The sequence below is a fragment of the Streptomyces sp. B6B3 genome, from assembly GCF_039871525.1.
Classification (GTDB): domain Bacteria; phylum Actinomycetota; class Actinomycetes; order Streptomycetales; family Streptomycetaceae; genus Streptomyces.
Genome location: NZ_JBDPLU010000001.1, coordinates 208,221 through 227,291 on the forward strand (window position 1 = coordinate 208,221; position 19,071 = coordinate 227,291).

Genomic DNA, 19,071 nt, shown 5'->3' on the forward strand with positions numbered 1-19,071 from the left:
GCCACATCGGTTCGAGCCGTCCCTCCGATGCGCCTCCGATGTGCTTCCGCCTTGTCCCGCGTGGTCCCGCCCAGCGTCGGTCAGCCGCTGTCCACGTCAGCCACTGCTCGAAGGAGAGTGACCTTGGCTGCCCCACCTGATCGGCGACGACGACGCCGTCGTCGCACCCTGGCCCTGGCCGCGGTGACCACCCTGCTCCCCGTCACCGCCTGCGGCGGCGTCGGCCTCGCGGACGACTCCGACACGTTCACGACCATGGGATACGGCCTGGGCGACGCCCTGGCCAACGTCCGGATCGACATCGCCCGCGAGACGCTGGACGGCGTCGAGCTGCAGGTCACCGAGGGCGCCTTCGACGAGCAGCAGTTCCTCTCCGCCGTGGCCGCCGACGACCCGCCCGACGTGGTGCGCATGGACCGCGCGCTGGTCGGCGGCTACGCGGCCAGGGGCGCGCTGGTGCCGCTGACCGACTGCCTCGACGAGCGGAACGTGGACCTGGACCAGTACCGGGACGAGGCCCTCGCGGAGGCCACGCTCGACGGCACGGTGTACGGCCTGCCCGACTCGTACGACAGCCGCGTCACGCTCGTCAGCGGCGACGTGCTGGACGAGGCCGGGCTGCGCACCTCCGACGTGGACACCTCCGACTGGGACCGGCTGGCGTGGGCCGCCGAGGAGCTGCACCGGGAGGAGGACGGGCAGGTCACCCGGATCGGGTTCGACCCGAAGATCCCCGAGTTCTTCCCGCTCTGGGTGGCGGCCAACGGCGGCGCCCTGATCAGCGACGACGGCCGCACCGCGCGGCTGGACAGCCCCGAGGTGGTCGAGGCGCTGGAGTACACGCTGGGCCTGATCGACGCCCAGGGCGGCTGGGGGAGGCTCAAGTCCCTGCGCGACACGTTCGACCAGTTCGGCGCGGCCAACCCGATCGCCAGCGGCCAGGTCGGCGCCTATCCCATGGAGGACTGGTACGTGAACGTGCTCGCCGGCACCTCGCCCGACGTCGACCTGCGGGTCGAGCCGTTCCGGGACCGCGCGGGTGAGCCGCTGAACTACTCCACCGGCGCCAGCTGGGTCATCCCGCAGGGCAGCCCGCACCTTCGGGAGGCGTGCGAGTTCGTCACCACGATGACCGCCGCCGACACCTGGGTGACGGCGGCCCGGGCCAAGGCCGAGGAGGTGCGGGCCACCGGTTCGCCCTACGTCGGCGACTTCACCGGGAACCGGGAGGCCGACCGGATCATCGAGGAGGAGATCTGGCGGCCCACCGGCAACGCCGCCTTCGACGACGCCACCGAGCTGATGTACGACATCCAGGACGACGCGGTCTCCGTCCCGGCCAACGCGGCCGGCACCGAGTTCCGTAAGGCCTGGCAGTCCGCCGTCAACCGGGCGTTGTCCGGGGACGTCAGCCCCGAGGAGGCGCTGGATCGCGCCCAGCAGGAGGCGCAGAGCGCCCTCGACCGCGCCGCCAGCCAGCGGGGCGAGTCATGACCTCCACCGTGACCGCGCGCCCCGCGCCGCGCCCCGCCGCGCACCGGACCACGCCGGCGTTCGACAACGGGCGGCGCGCCCGGATCCGCCGCTGGCGGGCCTCCTGGCGCCGCCGGGAGACCCGGGCCGCCTACCTGTTCATCCTGCCGTGGATCTTCGGCTTCCTCGTCCTCACGGCGGGCCCGATGGTCGCCAGCTTCGTGCTGTCGTTCACCGACTACGACGCCATCGGCTCCACCCGGAGCGTGGGCTTCGACAACTACCGGCAGGTGTTCGAGGACCCCTCGGTCGCCACCTCACTGCTGAACACGCTGGTCTTCAGCGCGCTGCGGGTGCCGCTGCTGATGGCGATATCCCTGGCGCTCGCCATGCTGCTGCTGCGGGTGGGCCGCCGCTCCTCGGGCTTCTTCCGCACCGTCTTCTACCTGCCGGTCATGACGCCGTCGGTGGCCGTGGGCATCCTCTTCCTGCTGCTGTTCAACGGCAACGTCGGCGTGATCAACGAGGCGCTCGGCGTCGTCGGCATCCCGGGCCCGAACTGGACCACGGACAGCGCCTGGGTCAAGCCGGGCCTGGTCCTCACCACGCTGTGGGCGCTGGGCTCCACCGTGGTGATCTACCTGGCGGCGCTGAAGAACGTGCCGCGGGAGCTGTACGAGGCGGCGGAGCTGGACGGCGCGGGCCGCTGGCAGGCGTTCACGCACGTCACGCTGCCCCAGATATCCGGCGCGCTGTTCTTCACGCTGATCGTCAACACGATCTACTCGCTCCAGACGTTCACCGAGGCGTACACCGCGTTCTACGGGACCGCGAACACGCAGACGTACCAGAACGACGCCGCGCTGTTCTACGTCGTCTACCTCTTCCAGCAGGCCTTCCAGTACCTGCACCTGGGCTACGCCTCCGCCCTGTCCTGGCTGCTCTTCGCGGTGATCGTGGTGATCACCCTGGTCCAGGCCCGGCTCAGCAAGCGCTTCGTCTACTACGAGGGGGACGCCCGATGACCGGCCTCACCACCCGGCTCCCGGCCCGCGAGCGCCGGGCGGACGGCCGCGGGGCCGCCGGGCCGGCCGGCCGGGTCCTGCGGATCCTGGCCCTCGTCGGCGCCTCGGCGATCTTCGTCTACCCCTTCCTGTGGCTGGTCAGCGCCTCACTGAAGCCCTCGGACCAGGTCTTCGACAACGCCCTGCTGCCGCGCGACTGGCAGTTCGGGAACTACACCGAGATCTGGGAGGCGGTGCCGCTGTGGACGTGGATCGTGAACAGCGTCACGGTCACCCTGGCCGCCGCCGTGACGGTCACGATCAGCAGCGCGCTGGTGGCGTTCGGCTTCGCCTACTTCCGCTTCCCGGGCCGCAACGCGCTGTTCGGCCTGGTGCTGTCCACGATGATGCTGCCCGCCGTGGTGCTCATGGTCCCGCAGTACCTGGTGTGGAACGAGCTGAACCTGGCCAGCAGCCAGGTCCCGCTGTGGGCGCCGAATCTCTTCGGCAGCGCGTTCTACATCTTCCTGCTGCGGCAGTTCTTCCTGGGCGTGCCGCGGGAGCTCTTCGAGGCCGCGCGGATCGACGGCGCCAGCTACTGGACGATGTTCACCCGCATCGCGCTGCCGCTGTGCCGGCCCGCGCTGGCCGTCACCTTCGTCTTCGAGGTGCAGGCCGCGTGGACCGACCTCGTCCGGCCGCTGATCTACCTGCGCGATCCCGACCTCTTCACCGTGCCCCGCGGGCTGAAGGCCGTCCTCGACCAGTTCGGCGAGGGGGGTGAGCTGCGCTGGGAGATCGTGTGCGCCGCCAGCGTGGTGGTCACCGTTCCGATGATCGTGGTCTTCCTGATCTGCCAGCGACACTTCACCGAGGGCATCGCCACGACGGGACGGAAGGGCTGAACCTGCCGATGACGCACCACCGCAGCGCCGAGCGGGACAACGACCAGGGCCTGGTCCTCGCGCTCGACATAGGGGGCACCAAGCTGGCCGCGGGCGTGGTCCGCGCCGACGGCCGCGCGCTGTCCTTCGCCGCCTGCCCCACCGCCGTGCAGGAGGGCCCGGACGCCGCGTTGAAGCGGCTGTTCGAGCTCGGCCGGTCGGTGCTGGACGAGGCCGGCGTGGCCCCCGGCCAGCTGCGGGGCACCGGCATCGGCTGCGGTGGGCCGCTGGACGGCGAGGCCGGCGTGCTGATCTGCCCGCCGCACCTGCCGGGCTGGCTGGACGTCCCGGTCGTCGACCTGGCCGTGGAGGCGTACGGCAGGCCGGCCGTGCTGGACAACGACGGCACGGCGGGCGCGGCGGGCGAGTGGCGCTTCGGCGCCGGCCGGGGCAGCGACTCCCTGCTGTACCTGACCGTCTCCACCGGCATCGGCGGCGGCGCCGTGCTGGGCGGCCGCACCTTCCGCGGCGCGGCCGGCAACGGCGGGGAGCCGGGCCACGTCCTGGTCCGGTCCGACGGCCGGCCGTGCCGGAGCTGCGGGCGGCGCGGCTGCCTGGAGGCGTACGCCTCGGGCACGTCGATCGCCGAACGCGCCGGGGAGGCGGTCGCGGAGGCCGCGGCGGCCGGCACCGACACCGCGCTGGCCGGCCTCGACCCGCTGACCGCCGCCGACGTCGCGGCCGCCGCGCGGCGCGGCGACCCGGTCGCGGTGGCGGTGTGGGAGGAGACCGTGACGGCCCTCGGCAGCGGGCTGACCACGCTGGTCAACGTGTTCGAGCCGGAGGTGGTGGTGCTCGGCGGCGGCGTCACCCGGACCGGCGAGCAGCTGCTCGGTCCGGTCCGCCGGATCGTCGCCGAACAGGCCATGGGCCCGGCCGCCGCCGCGGCGCGGCTGACCGTCGCCGCCGGCGGGGACCGGGCCGGGGTGCTGGGCGCCGCGGCCATCGCCTTCGAACGACTGGACCCCGCCCCGTGACCCCGCCCTGACCCGCCGCCCCGCAACGACGACAACCGACCAGCACCACATAGCACCAGCTAGCACCACCCGAACCACCCAGCACCAACCGAACCTCGTCACTGGAGCACCACCCATGCCTGTCAGTCCCCCCGCCGGCCAGCTCGCCGAGCACCTCCGGGTCGCCGAGCGCACCAGGGAGCTGCTGCCCGAGCTGGAGCGGATCGCCCGCCGGCTCATCGACGTCTACGCGGCCGACGGGCGCCTGTACACGTTCGGCAACGGCGGCAGCGCCGCGGACGCCCAGCACCTGGCCGCCGAACTCGTCGGCCGCTACCTCCGCGAGCGCCGCCCGCTGGCGGCCGTCGCGCTGACCTGCGACCCCTCGGTCAGCAGCTGTATCGGCAACGACTACTCCTTCGACGAGCTGTTCGCCCGCCAGGTGCGGGCCCTGGCCCGCCCGGGCGACATGGTCATCGGCTTCACCACCTCGGGCCGTTCGCCCAACGTGGTCCGGGGCCTGGCCGCCGCCCGCGCGGCCGGCGCCGTCACCGTGCTGTTCGGCGGCGGCCACCCCGAGGGCATGCCGGCCGCCGAGCACGCCGACCACGTGCTGGCCGTGCCGGCCACGGCCACCGCCCGGGTGCAGGAGATGCACCTCACGCTGCTGCACCTGCTCAGCGAGCAGGTCGACGCCTGGGCCGCCGAGACCGAGACACCAGAGGCACACGCCCCCAGTACCACCTTCGCCCGGCTGGAGACCCGAGCATGAGCACCCCCCGCCCCGCCCCCCGCTCCGGAGACCGCCGGCGCACCGTCCACCTGGTGGGCAACGCCCATATCGACCCGGTCTGGCTGTGGCGCTGGCCGGAGGGCCTCCAGGAGATCCGGGCCACCTTCCGCTCCGCGGTCGACCGGATGGAGGAGTACCCGGACTTCGTCTTCACCTGCGATTCGGTGATGTACCTGGAGTGGATCGAGCGCCACGACCCCGAGCTGTTCGGCACCATCCGCAAGCGGATCGCCGAGGGCCGCTGGCAGGTGATAGGCGGCTGGTGGGTCGAGCCGGACTGCAACATACCCGCCGGCGAGTCCTTCGTCCGCCAGGCCCTGTACGGGCAGCGCTACCTGCTGGAGAAGTTCGGCGTGGCCGCCAGCGTCGGCGCGAACCTCGACCCGTTCGGGCACAACGCCATGCTCCCGCAGCTGCTGCGCAAGTCCGGGCTCGACAGCTACGTCTTCCTGCGCCCCGGGCCGCACGAGCAGGCGCTGCCGGGGCAGTTCTTCCACTGGCAGGCGCCCGACGGCTCCCGGGTGCTGGCGTACCGGCTGCCCAACGAGTACGGCTCGCCGGGCATGGACGTCGGCGGCCACCTCGACAAGGCGCTGTCCATGGCGCCCCCGGACCTGCCCGACCTGATGGTCTTCTACGGCGTCGGCAACCACGGCGGCGGCCCGACGAAGGCCAACCTCGACAGCATCCGGCGGCTGGACGCCCTCGGCGGACTGCCCAGCCTCCGGCTCAGCCACGCCGAGGAGTACCTGCGGCTGGTCCGCGACCGGGACGACATGCCGGTGCACGCCGGGGAGCTGCAGCACCACGGCTCCGGCTGCTATTCGGCGCACTCCGGCGTGAAGGCGTGGAACCGGCGCGCCGAGCACGAGCTGATGCGCGCCGAGAAGTGGGCCGCCGTGGCCCGGGCCGTCACGGGCGCCGAGTACCCGCTCGGCCAGCTCACCGAGGCGTGGAAGCTGGTGCTCTTCAACCAGTTCCACGACATCCTGGGCGGCACCTCCATCAGGTCCGCCTACGAGGACGCGCGCGACGACTACGGCCGGGCCCGTTCGCTGGCCGCCGAGGTCTTCAACCACGCCGTCCAGGCGGTCACCCGCCGGATCGACATCCCCCTGACCGACGACCGCGCCGACACCGTCCCGCTGGTCGTCGTCAACCCGCACCCCTGGGAACTGCACACGGACGTCGAGACGGAGTACGGCAAGGCCCTCACCACCGGCCTGGAGGACGAGACCGGGGTGCCGGTGCCGGTGCAGCCCACCCGCTCCGAGGCGACCCTCAACGGCCCGCGCGGCCGGATCGCGTTCCGGGCCAGCGTGCCGCCGCTCGGCCACCGCGTCTACCATCTGCGGCCCGATGTGCCGGCGCCGCGCACCGCGGCCGACGCCTGGCCGGTCGCCGCCACCGACACCACCCTGGAGAACGAGCACCTGCGGCTCGTCGTGGACCCGAACACCGGGTGGCTCAGCTCGCTCCGGCACAAGGCCAGCGGCGCGGAGCTGATGCCCGAGCGCCCGGGACCGCACGCCGTCGTGGTGGACGACCCGTCCGACACCTGGGGCCACCGGGTGCGCGCCTACGACCGCACCACCGGCGCGTTCAGCTGCACCCGGGTGCGCCTGGTGGAGCACGGGCCGGTCCGCGCCGTGCTGCGCGTGGAGAGCCGGTACCGGAACTCCCGACTGGTCGAGGAACTGGTGCTGTCCGCCGGTTCGGCCCACGTCGAGGTCCGCACCACCGTGGACTGGCACGAGCGGCTCACGCTGCTGAAGCTGCGCTTCCCCACCGCGCTGGCCGACGTCACCGCCACCCACGAGATTCCCTACGGCCACCTCGAACGCGTCCCGGACGGCACCGAGGAGCCGACCCAGGCGTGGGTGGACGTCTCCGGCACGCTGCCGGACGGGCGGCGCGGCGGACTCGTCGTGGTCAACGACAGCAAGCACGGCCACGACGTGACGGGCGGCGAGATCGGCATGACCGCGGTGCGCAGCCCCGTCTACGCCTGGCACGAGCCGCACCAGCTCGACCCGGACGGCATCTACGACTACCTCGACCAGGGCCGGCAGGACTTCCGCGGTCTGCTCGTCCCGCACGGCGGCGACTGGCGCGCCGTCGACCCGGTGCGGCGCGCGGCCGAGCTCAACCAGCCGGCGTTCGCGCTGCTGGAGACGTTCCACGCCGGGCCGCTGCCGCAGCGCGCCGCCCACCTCGACGACGGCGCGGGCCCGGTGCTGGTCTCCGTGGTCAAGGCCGACGAGGACGGTTCGGGCGACGTGGTGGTGCGCGCGCACGAGGCGCACGGGCGGGCCGCCGCGGCGCGGATCGCGCTGCCGATGCTCGGCGGTCGGGTCATCGAGGCCGACTTCGGTCCTTTCGAGATCAGGACCTTCCGGATCCCGGCCGACCCCGACCGACCGGTCGTCGAGACCGACCTGCTGGAGCGCCTCCCGGAACCGGCTCAACCGGCTCCGGAGCCGGCCCAGGACCAGGTGGCAGAGGGAGAAGGAGGACCGGATGTCCAGGACGATCGCTGATCCGGTCCCGGCCGCCCGGACCGCCGCCGGCGCCGTGCCCCTGCGCGACCCGGCCGCGGGCGAGGCCGTGCTGCCCTACCTGGTGGCGCTGCTCACCGAGGACGGCGACTGCCTTCCGGTGCCCGCCGGGCAGGTCACCCGGCATCCGGACGGCACCCTGGAGGCGTCCGGCGCCGCGCACGGCTTCGCGGCCCGGCTCCGCCTCGGCCCGCCGGCCGACGGCGACGGCGGGCGGGCCGCCACGCTCACGGTGCGCCGCGAGGCGCGGGCCCCGGCCCGCGCCGGGCTGCGCGTCGAACTGCGGCTCGGCCCCGGCGCGCCGGACCCGGGCTGGCTCGTCCCCGGAGTGTTCTACGGGCCCAACCGGCTGCCCGAGTGCACCCGCCGCTACCCGCGATTCGTGGCGGGCACGAGCGTGCCGGGCACGAGCGTGCCGGGCACGAGCGTGCCGGGCACGAGCGTGGCGGGACCGGACGCCGTCGAGGATCGCGACGACCTGACCGCCGACGCCTGGTCGTTCCGCGCCGACCGGTGCGCCACCCCGGCCGTCTTCGCCCGCGACGGCCGCGGCGGCGCCGCGCTGGCCCTCGCCGAGCGGGGCGAACTCGGCCAGCAGGGCGTCGGCTTCGCGCTGCTGCCCGGCGCCCGGCCGGCGCTGCGGCTGCACGCCCCGTACCGCGAGGAGCCCGTCAGCTACTACGGCTCGGACACCCCGCTGCCGGCCCGGACGCCCGTGCACACCTGGACGCCGGGCCAGGAGCACACGCTCCGCTTCTCGGTGCACCTGCTGGACGCCGACCCGCACGCCTACGCGCCGGTGCTGCGCGCGCTGCACCGCGCCACCGCCGCCCCGGCGGCAGCGGCCGCCTGGGTGTCGATCCCGGAGGCCGCCGCGCTGACCGCGCACGGGCTGCACCGCTGGCACTTCCGCGCCGACCCGCCGATCCTGCTGGAGACCGCGGCGTTCGACCGGGAGGCGCTGGGCGAGCGCGGCGACCGGCCGGCCATGCACGTCTCCTGGGTCAGCGGCACCCCCTACGCGCACGCGATGCTGCTGCACGCCCGGCGGGTCGCGGACCCGGACCTGGCGCGCGACGCCGTCGCCGTGCTGGACCACATCGCCGGCAGCCTCACCCCGGCCGGCACGTTCTGGGGCCAGTGGAGCGCCGGCGTCGGCTGGAACGCCGGCTGGACGCCGGACCCGCACCGGCTGCACGCCCGCACCCTCGGCGACGCCACCCTGTTCCTGCTCCGCGCCCTGCGCGCGGAACGGGCCCGCGGCCACGACCACCCCGCCTGGGAACGCGCCGTCCGGTCCAACCTGGCCGTCGCCCGCGCCGGCCAGGACCCCGCCACGGGCCGGCTGGCCGCCGCCCACCACAGCGACACCGGCGAACCGCTGTCCTACCTCGGCTCCGCCGGGCTCGCCTGGATCGCGCCGCTCGCCGAGGCCGCCGCCGCGTTCGACGACCCCGGCGCGCTCGTCGCGGCCCGGCGCGCCGGCGCCGCCTTCGCTGCGGACGTGACGGGGGAGTTCCTGTGCGGCGCGCCGGAGGACGTGTCCCTGGCGCCGTCCTCCGAGGACGGCTACAACGCCGTCATCGCCTACACCCTGCTGCACGAGGCGGACCCCGAAGGCGGCACGGACGGCGGCACGGACGGCGGGCGCTGGCTCGACCTGGCCCGCCGCGCCGCCGACTGGACGCTCACCTTCCGCTACACCTACGACGTGACGTTCGACCCGCACACGCTGCTCGGCCGCTACGGCTTCCGCACCCGCGGCGGCGACCAGGCGTCCCCCTCCAACCAGCACCTGCACGGGTTCGGGCTCATCGCGCTGCCCGAGACCGTACGCCTGGCCCGGCACCTGGGCGACCCGTACCTGCTCGACTCGGCCCGGGAGAACCTCGACTGCTTCCGGCAGTTCGTGGCCCGCGCGGACGGCGACTTCAACGCCTACCGCGGCATGGTCAGCGAACGCTTCTACCAGACCGACTGCTTCCAGGCGAAGGGCATGCTGCTCACCCTCTCGCACGCCTGGTCCGCCGGCGTCCTGCTCTACGCCTGCGAGGCGGCGCGGGACCTGCCGGAGTACGCGGCGCTGGAGACCCTGCCCGATGCCGAGCCCGATGCCGAGCCCGATGCCGAGCCCGACGCGGAGCCGGCGCCGTGAGCACCGAGCTGCGCTTCCCGCCGGGCTTCCGGTGGGGCACCGCCACCTCCGCGTACCAGGTGGAGGGCGCCACCCGGGCCGACGGGCGCGGCGAGAGCGTCTGGGACCGGTTCTGCCGGGTGCCGGGCGCGATCGAGAACGGCGACACCGGCGACGACGCCTGCCAGCACTACCACCGGGCCGACGAGGACGTCGCGCTGATGGCGTCGCTCGGCCTGAACGCGTACCGCCTCTCGCTGGCCTGGCCGAGGATCTTCCCCGCCGGCGACGGCCGGCTCGAACCGCGCGGCCTGGCCCACTACGACCGGCTCGTCGACCGGCTCCTGGCGCACGGCATCACCCCGCTCGTCACGCTCTACCACTGGGACCTGCCGCAGCCGCTGCAGGACCGCGGCGGCTGGCGCGACCGCGCGACCGCGCACCGGTTCGCCGACTACGCCGCCGCCTGTTTCGACGCCTTCGGCGACCGGGTGCGGGACTGGGTGACCATCAACGAGCCGTGGATCGTCGGCGTGCTCGGCCACCAGCTCGGCCTGCACGCGCCCGGCGAGCGGGACGTCGCCGGCAGCGTCCGCGCCATGCACCACCTGCTGCTCGGCCACGGCCTCGCCGCCGGCGCGCTCCGCGCCACCGGCCGCCCGGACGCGCGCGCCGGCGTGGCGTACAGCCTCTTCCCGCACACCCCGGCCGCCGACACCGACGCCGACCGGGCCGCCGCCCACGGTTCGGACGGCTACGTCAACCGCTGGTTCCTGGACCCCGTGCACGGCCGCGGCTACCCGGCGGACGTCCGGGAACACTGGGAAAACGCCGTCGGGCCGCTGGACTTCGTGGCCGACGGCGACGAGCGGACCATCGCCGCGGGCAGCGACTTCATCGGCGTCAACTACTACACCCGGCGCATCGTCAGCGCAGGGCGTGGCGACGGACCCTTCCCCTGGAAGGTCGAGCCGGGCCGGGACGACGTGCCGCGCACCGACCTGAACTGGGAGATCGTCCCCGACGAGCTCACCGGCCTGCTGCTGCGGCTGCACCGCGACCACCCGGGCGTGCCGCTGCTGGTCACCGAGAACGGCGCGGTGCTCGACGACGACCGGCGGGTGGCCTTCCTGCACGGGCACCTCGCCGCCGTGCACCGCGCGCTGGCGGCGGGCGCGCCGGTCGAGGGCTACTACCACTGGTCGTTCCTGGACAACTTCGAATGGGCCATGGGCTACCGGCCCCGCTTCGGCCTGGTCCACGTCGACCGCACCACCCAGCGCCGCACGGTGAAGGACAGCGGCCGGTGGTACGCGGCGGCGGCGCGGTCGGGCGCGATCCCGCCGTGGCCGGCGTGACCCCCGACCCGGTGCGTTTCCCGCCGACCGCACTGCCCGTGCTGTACGAGGTGGACGTCACGGTGGTCGGCGGCACCCTCGCCGGCACCGCGGCGGCCGCCGCACTGGCCCGGGCCGGGCATGGGGGCAGGGTGCTGCTCGTGGACCCCGGGATGGCGCTGGGCACCGAGCTGACGGCCGCGAACCGCCCCTGGTGCACCGCGCCCGAGTCCGCCGACGACCTGCTGGCCCCGCTGATCCCGCCCGGCACCCCGCCGGGCACCCATGTGCCGCTGCGCCCGGCGGCGTTGAAGCTCCACCTGGAGGACGCCCTACTCGCCGCCGGCGGCCACCTCCTCTACGGCGTCCGCCCGCTCGCCGTGCTCCGCACCCCCGACGGCACCTCCGTCCGCGGCCTGATCCTGACCGGTAAGTCCGGCCGCGTCGTCGTCCGCTGCCCCACCGTCCTGGACGCGAGCGCCGTGCCGGCGTGGAGGCACCACGCCGGCCCTGCGGCCGGGATCCCCGGCGCCCCGGCCGGCGCCGCCGACCGCTCGCCGTCGTATGAACGCCCGGACCAGGCCGCGGTGACCGGCCGGCCCCCGGCGGGCCTCGGCGACCGCCCCCCGGCCGAGCCCGATCGGCTCGACCCGGCCGCGCGTTCCGCCCCGCCCGTCGCCGGATCTCTCGCCGGCAAGGCGCACGTGTGGAGCGTGGAGTTCGACGGTGTGGCGGAGCCGGCCGCGGTGGCGGGGGCGCATCCGGCCGCGGCGGGCGTTCCGTTGCTGGACGGTTACCGCGACACCGGGCATCTGTACGCCCTCGTCGCCGTCCCCGCCGGCGGCAGCCGGCGCGCCGCGGTAGTGGCCGCCGGCCGGCTGCTGCGCGAACACCCGGCCTTCGCGCGGGCCGAGTTGGGCGCCGTCGGCACCGCGCCGCTGGCCGGGCCTGGCGGCTTCGCGCTGCGCGCCGATCCGGAGCTCCCCGGTCGCTGGACCCTCGACGCCCCACCCCCGCTGACCACCCCGCACGCCCCGCTCCTCGACCCGACCACCGCCCTCCGCGCCGGCACGGAGGCGGCGCGCCGCCTGGCACCCCACCGGGCCGCCGGCCCACCGCCGTCCGGTTCCGGCCCGGCCCACGGCGATCCGGTCGGCGGCGGCCCCAACGACGCCACCCTTCCCGACCGGGATCCGGCCGACCACCTCGCCGTACACCCCGTCCCGGCGGTCTCGCAGCCGCCCGCGGAGCCCAGCGGACGGCGGAGGCGCCCCCGTCGTGCCCAGGACCATCCCGTTCCCTCCGCGGGCGATACTCCCCTCCGCCCGTTCGGCCAGGTCCGGCCCGGCGCCAGCGAGGCGCGGCACGGGGCGCCTGAACCCGGCTCCGTCGCCCGGACGTCCTCGGCCGGGGCTCCGGCGCCAGCCGGCCCCGCGGAGCCACCCGTGCCGGACCGTCCTGGCGCGGCCACCCGCTCCGCCCCGGCGCCCCACCATCCCGAACCAGCCGCGGCCCAACCGGCGGAGCCGGCCGTGCCGCCCCACCGGGAGCGGCGCGACCCCGCCGCGTGGGAGTGGGTCGCCGGCATGGAGGTCCCCGCAGCGGCAAGCGTCGACGTTCTGGTGGTCGGCGGCGGGACCAGTGGCGCGTCCGCCGCGCTCGCGGCGGCGCGGGAGGGGGCCCGCACGCTGCTCGTCGAGGCCGGTCCTGGCCCCGGCGGCACCGGGACGTACGGCGGGGTGCACAGCTACTGGTTCGGCCGGCGGGCCGGTCACGCCGCCGAGGTCCAGCGCGTCACCCACCTGACGCACCGGGAGTTGGGCCTGCGCGGGGGAGTCGGCCGCTGGAACATCGAGGCCAAGGCACTGGCCCTGCACCGGGAGCTGCGCCGCGCCGGCGCCGAGGTCCGGTACGACGCGGCGGCGTTCGCCGCGCTGCGGGTCGGGGACCGGGTGACCGGCGCGGTGTTCGCCGGCCCGGACGGCGCGTTCGCCGTCACCGCGGCGGTCGTGGTCGACGCCACCGGCGACGCCGACCTGGCCGCCTGGTGCGGCGCACCCTGCACGTACGGCGCGCCGGGCACGCACACGGTGATGTGGTCGTCGCTGGCCCAGTTCGACGCGCCCGGCGCCACCACCAACACCTTCGGCGGACTGTCCGACACCACCGACGTGGTCGACGTGACGCGCGCCGTGCTCGCCGCCCGCCGGCGCGGTGCGGCCCGGCACGACCACGGCGTCCAGCCCGCCGCCCGGGAGACCCGCCACCTGCGGGGCGAGGTCGTGCTGACGCTCACGGACCAGCTCACCGGGCGCCGCTGGCCGGACACGGTCAACGTGCACTTCTCCAACCACGATCTGAAGGGCAGGGGCGAGTCGCTGTGGCCGCAGCTCGGCCTCATCCCGCCCAACCTGGAGATCGAGTTCCCCTACCGGGCCCTGCTGCCCCGTGGCCTGGACGGGCTGCTGGTCACCGGCAAGGCGATCTCCGCGACCCATGACGCGTTGCCCGCCCTGCGGATGCAGGCCGACATGGAGAACCTCGGCGAGGTCACCGGCATCGCCGCCGCCCGCTGCGCCGCCGCCGGGATCACGCCCCGGGAGCTGGACGTCGCCGCGCTCCGGGACACCCTGGTCCGGCGCGGCCGACTCCCGGTCACCACCGCCACCGCCGCCACCGCCGCCAGCCCCACCGCAGCGCGCGACGGCACCGCGCCGGAGCGGGGGGCGCCGGTCCCGACGCCGTTGACCGAACTGCTGGACGGACTCGCCGCGCAGCTGCCCCTGCACAGCTACTCGGACATGGGCCGGCGCGAGGTGTTCCGCGGCACCATCCCGTTCGTCCAGCTCGCGCTCGACCACCGCCCCGAGACCACGCCGGCGCTGCTGCGCGCGCTGTCCGGCGCCACGGGACAGCACCGGCTGGTGCTCGCCCAGCTCCTGGTGCTGCGCGGCCGCCCCGAGGGTGCCACCGTCCTCCTCGACCACCTGGCCGAGCGGCTCGCCGGCCCGCGCCTGCCGCCCCGCGACTCCTCGATCCGGGAGGCGCACCTGCCGCCCGACCAGTCGGCGATGCCCGACGAGGTGTACCTGCTGTACGCCCTCGCCATCGCCCGCGACCCACGGACGGTCCCGCTGTGGGCCCGGGTCGCGGCGCTCGCCGACGCCCGCGAGGCCGCGTTCCGCGATCCGCACGCCTCCCCGTTCTCCTGGATCGACGCGGTGTGCGCCGGCGCGGAACGGCTCGGCGACCCGGCCGCCGTGCCGGCCCTGGAGCGGCTCCACGACCGGTCCGCGCTGCGCGACCAGTGGTGCACCGCCGGCGTCGAGCCCGACGACGTGCAGGAACGTCGCGCCCTGCTGGAACTCGCCCTCGGGCACGCGCTCGCGGCGTGCGGCAGCCCGCGCGGCCACCGGATCCTGGCCCACTACGTGGCGGACAACCGCGGCCTGCTCGCCGCCCAGGCGCACAGCAGGCTCACCGCCCTCACCGGCGTCGACCACGGCCCGGACCCGGACGCGTGGCTCCGGTTCGTCGCGGACCACGGCCCGTTCACGCCCCGCCCCCTGCCCCCCGCCGAAGACCCCCACGCCGCGGACCTGCCTCGCCTGGACAGCACCCGGGCCGGTCGCCAGGCGTTGACCTGGCCGTCGGACCCACCTCCACGTCCCGCGGAAACTTAAGTCGCCACTTGACTTTCCGGGATCCGGCGAGCACAGTTAAGTGCATGCTTAAGCATGAGCATGAGCATGAGGCCGAGGCGGCGGACCGGGTGTTCCACGCGCTTGCGGACGCGAACCGACGGGCGGTGATCGAGCGCCTGACCCGCGGTCCGGCCACCGTGAGCGAGCTGGCGGCCCAGCTCGGGGTGACCGTCGCCGCGACGGTCCAGCACCTGCGGGTGCTGCAGGACAGCGAGCTGGTGCGGTCGGAGAAGGTCGGGCGGGTCCGCACCTGCCAGATCGATCCGGCCGGCCTCCGCAACGCCGAGGCGTGGTTGCGACGCCAGCGCACGGCGTGGGAGCACCGCCTGGACCGCCTCGGCGCGGTCCTCGACGACCCGACGAAGGAATGAGCACCATGACCGACCACACGGTGAAGCACAGCACGTTCACGCTGGAGCGGATCTACGCCGCTCCGCCCGCCGCGGTCTTCGCGGCCTGGTCCGACCGCGACACGAAGGCGAGGTGGTTCGCCGCCGAGGACGGCCGCTACTCGCTGGACTTCCGGATCGGCGGCACCGAGGCCGTGCACGGCGGCGACGGGGTCGACCTCGTCGCGAGGAGCGAGTACCACGACATCGTCCCCGACGAGCGCATCGTCTACAGCACGGCCCTGTTCGCCGACGAGGTCCTGTCGACCGTGTCGCTGACGACCGTGCGGTTCGCCCGCGACGGCGACGGGACCCGCCTGGTGCTCACCGAACAGGGCACCTTCCTGGACGACCAGGAGAAGCCCGAATGGCGCGAGCGGGGCACCGGCGACTGGCTGGACGCCCTCGGCCGTCAGGTGGCCCGGGGATGACGGCGGACGGCGAGCGGCGGATCCGCGAGCTGCTGGAGACCCGCACCCGGGCGTTCGGCCGCCGGGACGCCGCCACCGCGGCCGCCGACTACGACGACGACCTCGTGCTGTACGACGCGGTCGGCCCCTTCGTCCGCCGCGGCGAGGACCCGACCGACCGGTTGGAGAGGTGGATCGCGTCGTACCGCACCGGGCTCTGCCACGAGATCCGCGACCTGGAGATCACCGCCGGAGCCGATCTCGCGTTCTGCCACTACCTGGTCCGGATCGGCGGCACGATGCGGGACGGCACCGAGGTGGGCATGTGGGTGCGCGCGACGAGCTGCCTCCGCCGGCGGGGCGACTCCTGGACGGTCGTGCACGAGCACGCGTCGGTGCCCTTCGACGCCGACACCGGCCACGCCGTGCTCCGCGGCGAGCTCTGATGACCCTCCTCCAGCACCGGATCCAGGACGTCCTGGACGAGCTGGTCGCCAGCGGGGCCGAGACCGGCGTGCAGGTCGCCGTCCACCACCGGGGCCATCGGGTCGTGGACGCCGTCGCCGGCGTTGCCGACGGCACGACCGGACGGCCGGTGACCCCGGAGACCCCGTTCTTCGGCTTCTCCACCGCCAAGGGCGTGGTCGCGTTGATCGCCCATCTGCTGGTCGGGAACGGCCTGGTCGGCTACGACACGCCGGTGGCGGAGGTGTGGCCGGAGTTCGGGGCGCACGGCAAGGAGACCGCGACGCTGCGGCAGGTGCTGACGCACACGGTGGGAGTGCCGGCGATGCCCGGCGGACTCGGCCCCACCGACCTGGGGGACTGGCCACGGGTCTGCGCGGCGATCGCGGGGGCGGAACCGCGGTGGCGACCGGGCACCCGGACCGGCTACCACTCCTTCACCTTCGGCTTCCTGGTCGGCGAGATCGCGCGCCGGGTCACCGGGCAGCCGGTGCGGCGGCTGTTGCACGACTGGGTCGCCGCGCCCCTCGGGATCGTCGACGAGCTGTACTTCGGCGTGCCTCCCACCAGGCTCGCTGGCCTCGCCCGGCTGGAGGACGCCGAGCCGCATCCGGCCGAACCGGCGGACCGCGACAGCGTCCTGGCGCCGTGGGAACGGCAACCCCGGGCGTCGATGGGCAACAGCCCCGACCTCCTCCAGGCGGACGTGCCGTCGGTGGGCACCTTCACCGCCCGGGGGATCGCGACCGTGTACGCGGCGATCCTGGACGGCCGGCTGATCGCCGCGGACCAGCTGGCGGAGCTGTCGGCGGTCGCCTTCGAGGGAACCGACCAGGTCTTCGGCAACCCCGCGCGGCTGGCCCTGGGCTACCCGCTCGGTCGCGTCGGCGCCCCAGCGGACGAGGCGCCGACCGCGTTCGGCTGGCCCGGCGGAGGGGGCAGCTACGCCTACGCCGACCCCGCCACGGGGACGTCGTTCGCGGTCACCAAGAACCGCCTCACCCCCGGCTTCGCCACCGCGCAACGCCTCTCGGACGCCGTGACCGCCGAGCTCGGCCCGCTCGCCTGATGCCGCTGCCGGTGCCGGTGCCGGTGCCGGTGCCGTATGGGTTCGCCGGGTCGGATCAGGGTGCGGCCCTGAGAGGGCGTCCACCGCAGAGCTCCGTTCGGCCACCGTGGGGCACGTCTGGCTGCCCCGGCTCGGCCGGACGGGCTAGGCGACGGGCCTCCCCGGTCACAGATCGGCCCTGGCCTTCGTCATTGCGGTGACAGACCGCCCCAGCGCGGCGGACACGGCAGTACCCGGCATCGGGAGGCGAGGCGACATGGCCGCCATCGTGAACAGCATCGAGATCGACCGACCGGCGGAGGAGGTGTTCCGCTACGCGTCGGATCCCGCGAGGTTCCCCGAATGGCAGCGGGACGTGGCGCGGGTGAGCGTCGACGGACGCGAGGTGGGCTCGCGCTTCACCACGGTCCGGAAGATCGGGGGCCAGGAGCGGAGCATGACGCAGGAGATCAGCGAGAACGAGCCGCCGCGTGCCTGGGCCGCGCGCGGCGTGGACGGGCCGGTCCGGCCGAACGCGAGCATCGCGGTCGAACCGCTCGGCCCGGAGCGCTGCCGGGTGACGTTCAGCCTCGACTTCGAGGGCCGCGGCGTGGGCGCGGCCCTGGTCCCCATGGTTCGCCGCATCGCGGCCAAGGTCGCGCCGACCAGCCACCAGCGCATGAAGGACCTCCTCGAGGGCGACGACCAGGCCGCCGCCGGCTGACCGAGACCGTAACCGTACGACTACCTGACGCGAGCCGTCCGCGACCGTAATCTCATCAGACCGGCGGGTGACCCCAGGGGGAGACGGTCATGCACGCACACGACGAGGCGGATCGGAACCAGCGCGAGGGGCGGGCGGCGCGGCGTGCCGGGGAGCCGGCCGAGAGCACCGGGGGGACGGCGGCGGTCTCGCCCCGCGGTGGCCTCTCACCCGCCGCGCTGCTGGCCCTGCAGCGCAGCGTCGGCAACGCCGCCGTGGCCAGGATGGTCGACGACGCGGGCACCGACACCGACCGGGAAGCGCTCTCGCCGCCAGCCGCGCACGACGTGTTGCGCTCGCCGGGGCAGCCGTTGGGGGAGTCGGTCCGCGCCGAGATGGAGGCCCGGCTGGGCGCGGGCTTCTCCGACGTCCGGCTGCACACGGGACCCGCCGCCCGGCGGTCGGCCGCCGAACTCGGCGCGCGGGCGTACACCTCGGGCAGCCATGTGGTCATCGGCGAGGGCGGCGCGGACCGGCACACCCTGGCCCACGAGCTGACGCACGTCGTCCAGCAGCGCAACGGACCGGTCGCGGGCACCGACACCGGGACCGGGCTGCGGGTGTCCGACCCGTCGGACCGCTTCGAGCGGGAGGCCGAGGCCACCGCCACCCGGGCCATGGCGGGGCAGCCGGACACCGGCCTCGCCCCGCCGACGGACGGCGAGGAGCCGCCGGTGTCGCGGTCCGCCGGGGCGATCCAGCGCAGGATCACGATGTACCCCCAACCGGAATCCCAGCCCGGGGGCGTGAATCTGGTGGAGGCCGCGAAACAGGCCGGCGCGGCCATCAGCGAGGCCGGTCTGTTCGCCTTCCTCACCAGACGGCTCAAGGAGGAGGCCGCCGGCCCCAACCGCCTGTCGGATGGCGAGACCAGAAGGTTCGACCTCAACTCCGCACAGATCATGGTGCAACTGCACAAGTGGGTTGTCGGCGAGCCCGGTCCGGGCCCCGGAGGGCAGCATCCCGACTTCGGGCGCAAACAACAGGACCGCGACTACGGAAACTACAGCGATCTCGCCCGGGCGCTGATCGGATGGGTGGAGTCCAAGCCGCACCGGGGCGAGGAGAAGGAGCTTGCTCGCGACGTGCAGGA

14 protein-coding genes and 1 pseudogene are annotated in these 19,071 nt (G+C 74.8%); all 15 read left to right on the forward strand.

The window, feature by feature from the left end:
* Window positions 1–123: 123 nt before the first annotated feature.
* Entirely contained in the window at window positions 124–1,494 is a 1,371-nt protein-coding gene (locus ABGB06_RS00845; RefSeq protein ID WP_347584602.1) for an extracellular solute-binding protein, read from the forward strand.
* Window positions 1,491–2,498, forward strand: coding sequence for a sugar ABC transporter permease (locus ABGB06_RS00850; RefSeq protein WP_347584603.1), 1,008 nt, complete (start codon window positions 1,491–1,493; stop codon window positions 2,496–2,498). Before ABGB06_RS00845 ends, ABGB06_RS00850 begins: the two co-directional genes overlap by 4 nt.
* Window positions 2,495–3,382, forward strand: a complete 888-nt coding sequence (locus ABGB06_RS00855) for a carbohydrate ABC transporter permease (protein ID WP_347584604.1) — start codon at window positions 2,495–2,497, stop codon at window positions 3,380–3,382. Before ABGB06_RS00850 ends, ABGB06_RS00855 begins: the two co-directional genes overlap by 4 nt.
* A gap of 8 nt (window positions 3,383–3,390) precedes the next feature.
* Entirely contained in the window at window positions 3,391–4,398 is a 1,008-nt protein-coding gene (locus ABGB06_RS00860) for an ROK family protein (protein ID WP_347584605.1), read from the forward strand.
* Between the two features lie 115 nt (window positions 4,399–4,513).
* Complete coding sequence (locus ABGB06_RS00865; protein WP_347584606.1) at window positions 4,514–5,149, forward strand: SIS domain-containing protein; 636 nt, start codon at window positions 4,514–4,516, stop codon at window positions 5,147–5,149.
* Window positions 5,146–7,710, forward strand: coding sequence for a glycoside hydrolase family 38 C-terminal domain-containing protein (locus tag ABGB06_RS00870; RefSeq protein ID WP_347584608.1), 2,565 nt, complete (start codon window positions 5,146–5,148; stop codon window positions 7,708–7,710). The genes ABGB06_RS00865 and ABGB06_RS00870 overlap by 4 nt, the downstream gene beginning before the upstream one ends.
* Entirely contained in the window at window positions 7,691–9,883 is a 2,193-nt protein-coding gene (locus ABGB06_RS00875; RefSeq protein WP_347584609.1) for a hypothetical protein, read from the forward strand. The genes ABGB06_RS00870 and ABGB06_RS00875 overlap by 20 nt, the downstream gene beginning before the upstream one ends.
* On the forward strand, window positions 9,880–11,220 hold the full coding sequence (locus ABGB06_RS00880) for a GH1 family beta-glucosidase (RefSeq protein ID WP_347584610.1): 1,341 nt from the start codon (window positions 9,880–9,882) through the stop codon (window positions 11,218–11,220). Before ABGB06_RS00875 ends, ABGB06_RS00880 begins: the two co-directional genes overlap by 4 nt.
* Window positions 11,169–14,882 carry an FAD-dependent oxidoreductase gene (locus ABGB06_RS00885; protein ID WP_347584611.1) on the forward strand — a complete coding sequence of 1,238 codons (3,714 nt, stop codon included), beginning with the start codon at window positions 11,169–11,171 and terminating at the stop codon, window positions 14,880–14,882. The genes ABGB06_RS00880 and ABGB06_RS00885 overlap by 52 nt, the downstream gene beginning before the upstream one ends.
* A 44-nt stretch (window positions 14,883–14,926) precedes the next feature.
* A complete protein-coding gene (locus ABGB06_RS00890; RefSeq protein WP_347584612.1) occupies window positions 14,927–15,274 on the forward strand; it encodes a metalloregulator ArsR/SmtB family transcription factor in 348 nt (115 codons plus the stop codon).
* A 5-nt stretch (window positions 15,275–15,279) separates the two neighbouring features.
* A complete protein-coding gene (locus ABGB06_RS00895) occupies window positions 15,280–15,723 on the forward strand; it encodes an SRPBCC domain-containing protein (protein WP_347584613.1) in 444 nt (147 codons plus the stop codon).
* Window positions 15,720–16,148 carry a nuclear transport factor 2 family protein gene (locus tag ABGB06_RS00900; RefSeq protein ID WP_347584615.1) on the forward strand — a complete coding sequence of 143 codons (429 nt, stop codon included), beginning with the start codon at window positions 15,720–15,722 and terminating at the stop codon, window positions 16,146–16,148. Before ABGB06_RS00895 ends, ABGB06_RS00900 begins: the two co-directional genes overlap by 4 nt.
* Window positions 16,148–17,236, forward strand: coding sequence for a serine hydrolase domain-containing protein (locus ABGB06_RS00905; RefSeq protein WP_347584616.1), 1,089 nt, complete (start codon window positions 16,148–16,150; stop codon window positions 17,234–17,236). The genes ABGB06_RS00900 and ABGB06_RS00905 overlap by 1 nt, the downstream gene beginning before the upstream one ends.
* Before the next feature lie 256 nt (window positions 17,237–17,492).
* Window positions 17,493–17,939, forward strand: a complete 447-nt coding sequence (locus tag ABGB06_RS00910; protein WP_347584617.1) for an SRPBCC family protein — start codon at window positions 17,493–17,495, stop codon at window positions 17,937–17,939.
* 263 nt (window positions 17,940–18,202) lie between these two features.
* Window positions 18,203–18,601, forward strand: a pseudogene (locus ABGB06_RS00915) (DUF4157 domain-containing protein); the annotation flags it as partial.
* Window positions 18,602–19,071 lie beyond the last annotated feature (470 nt).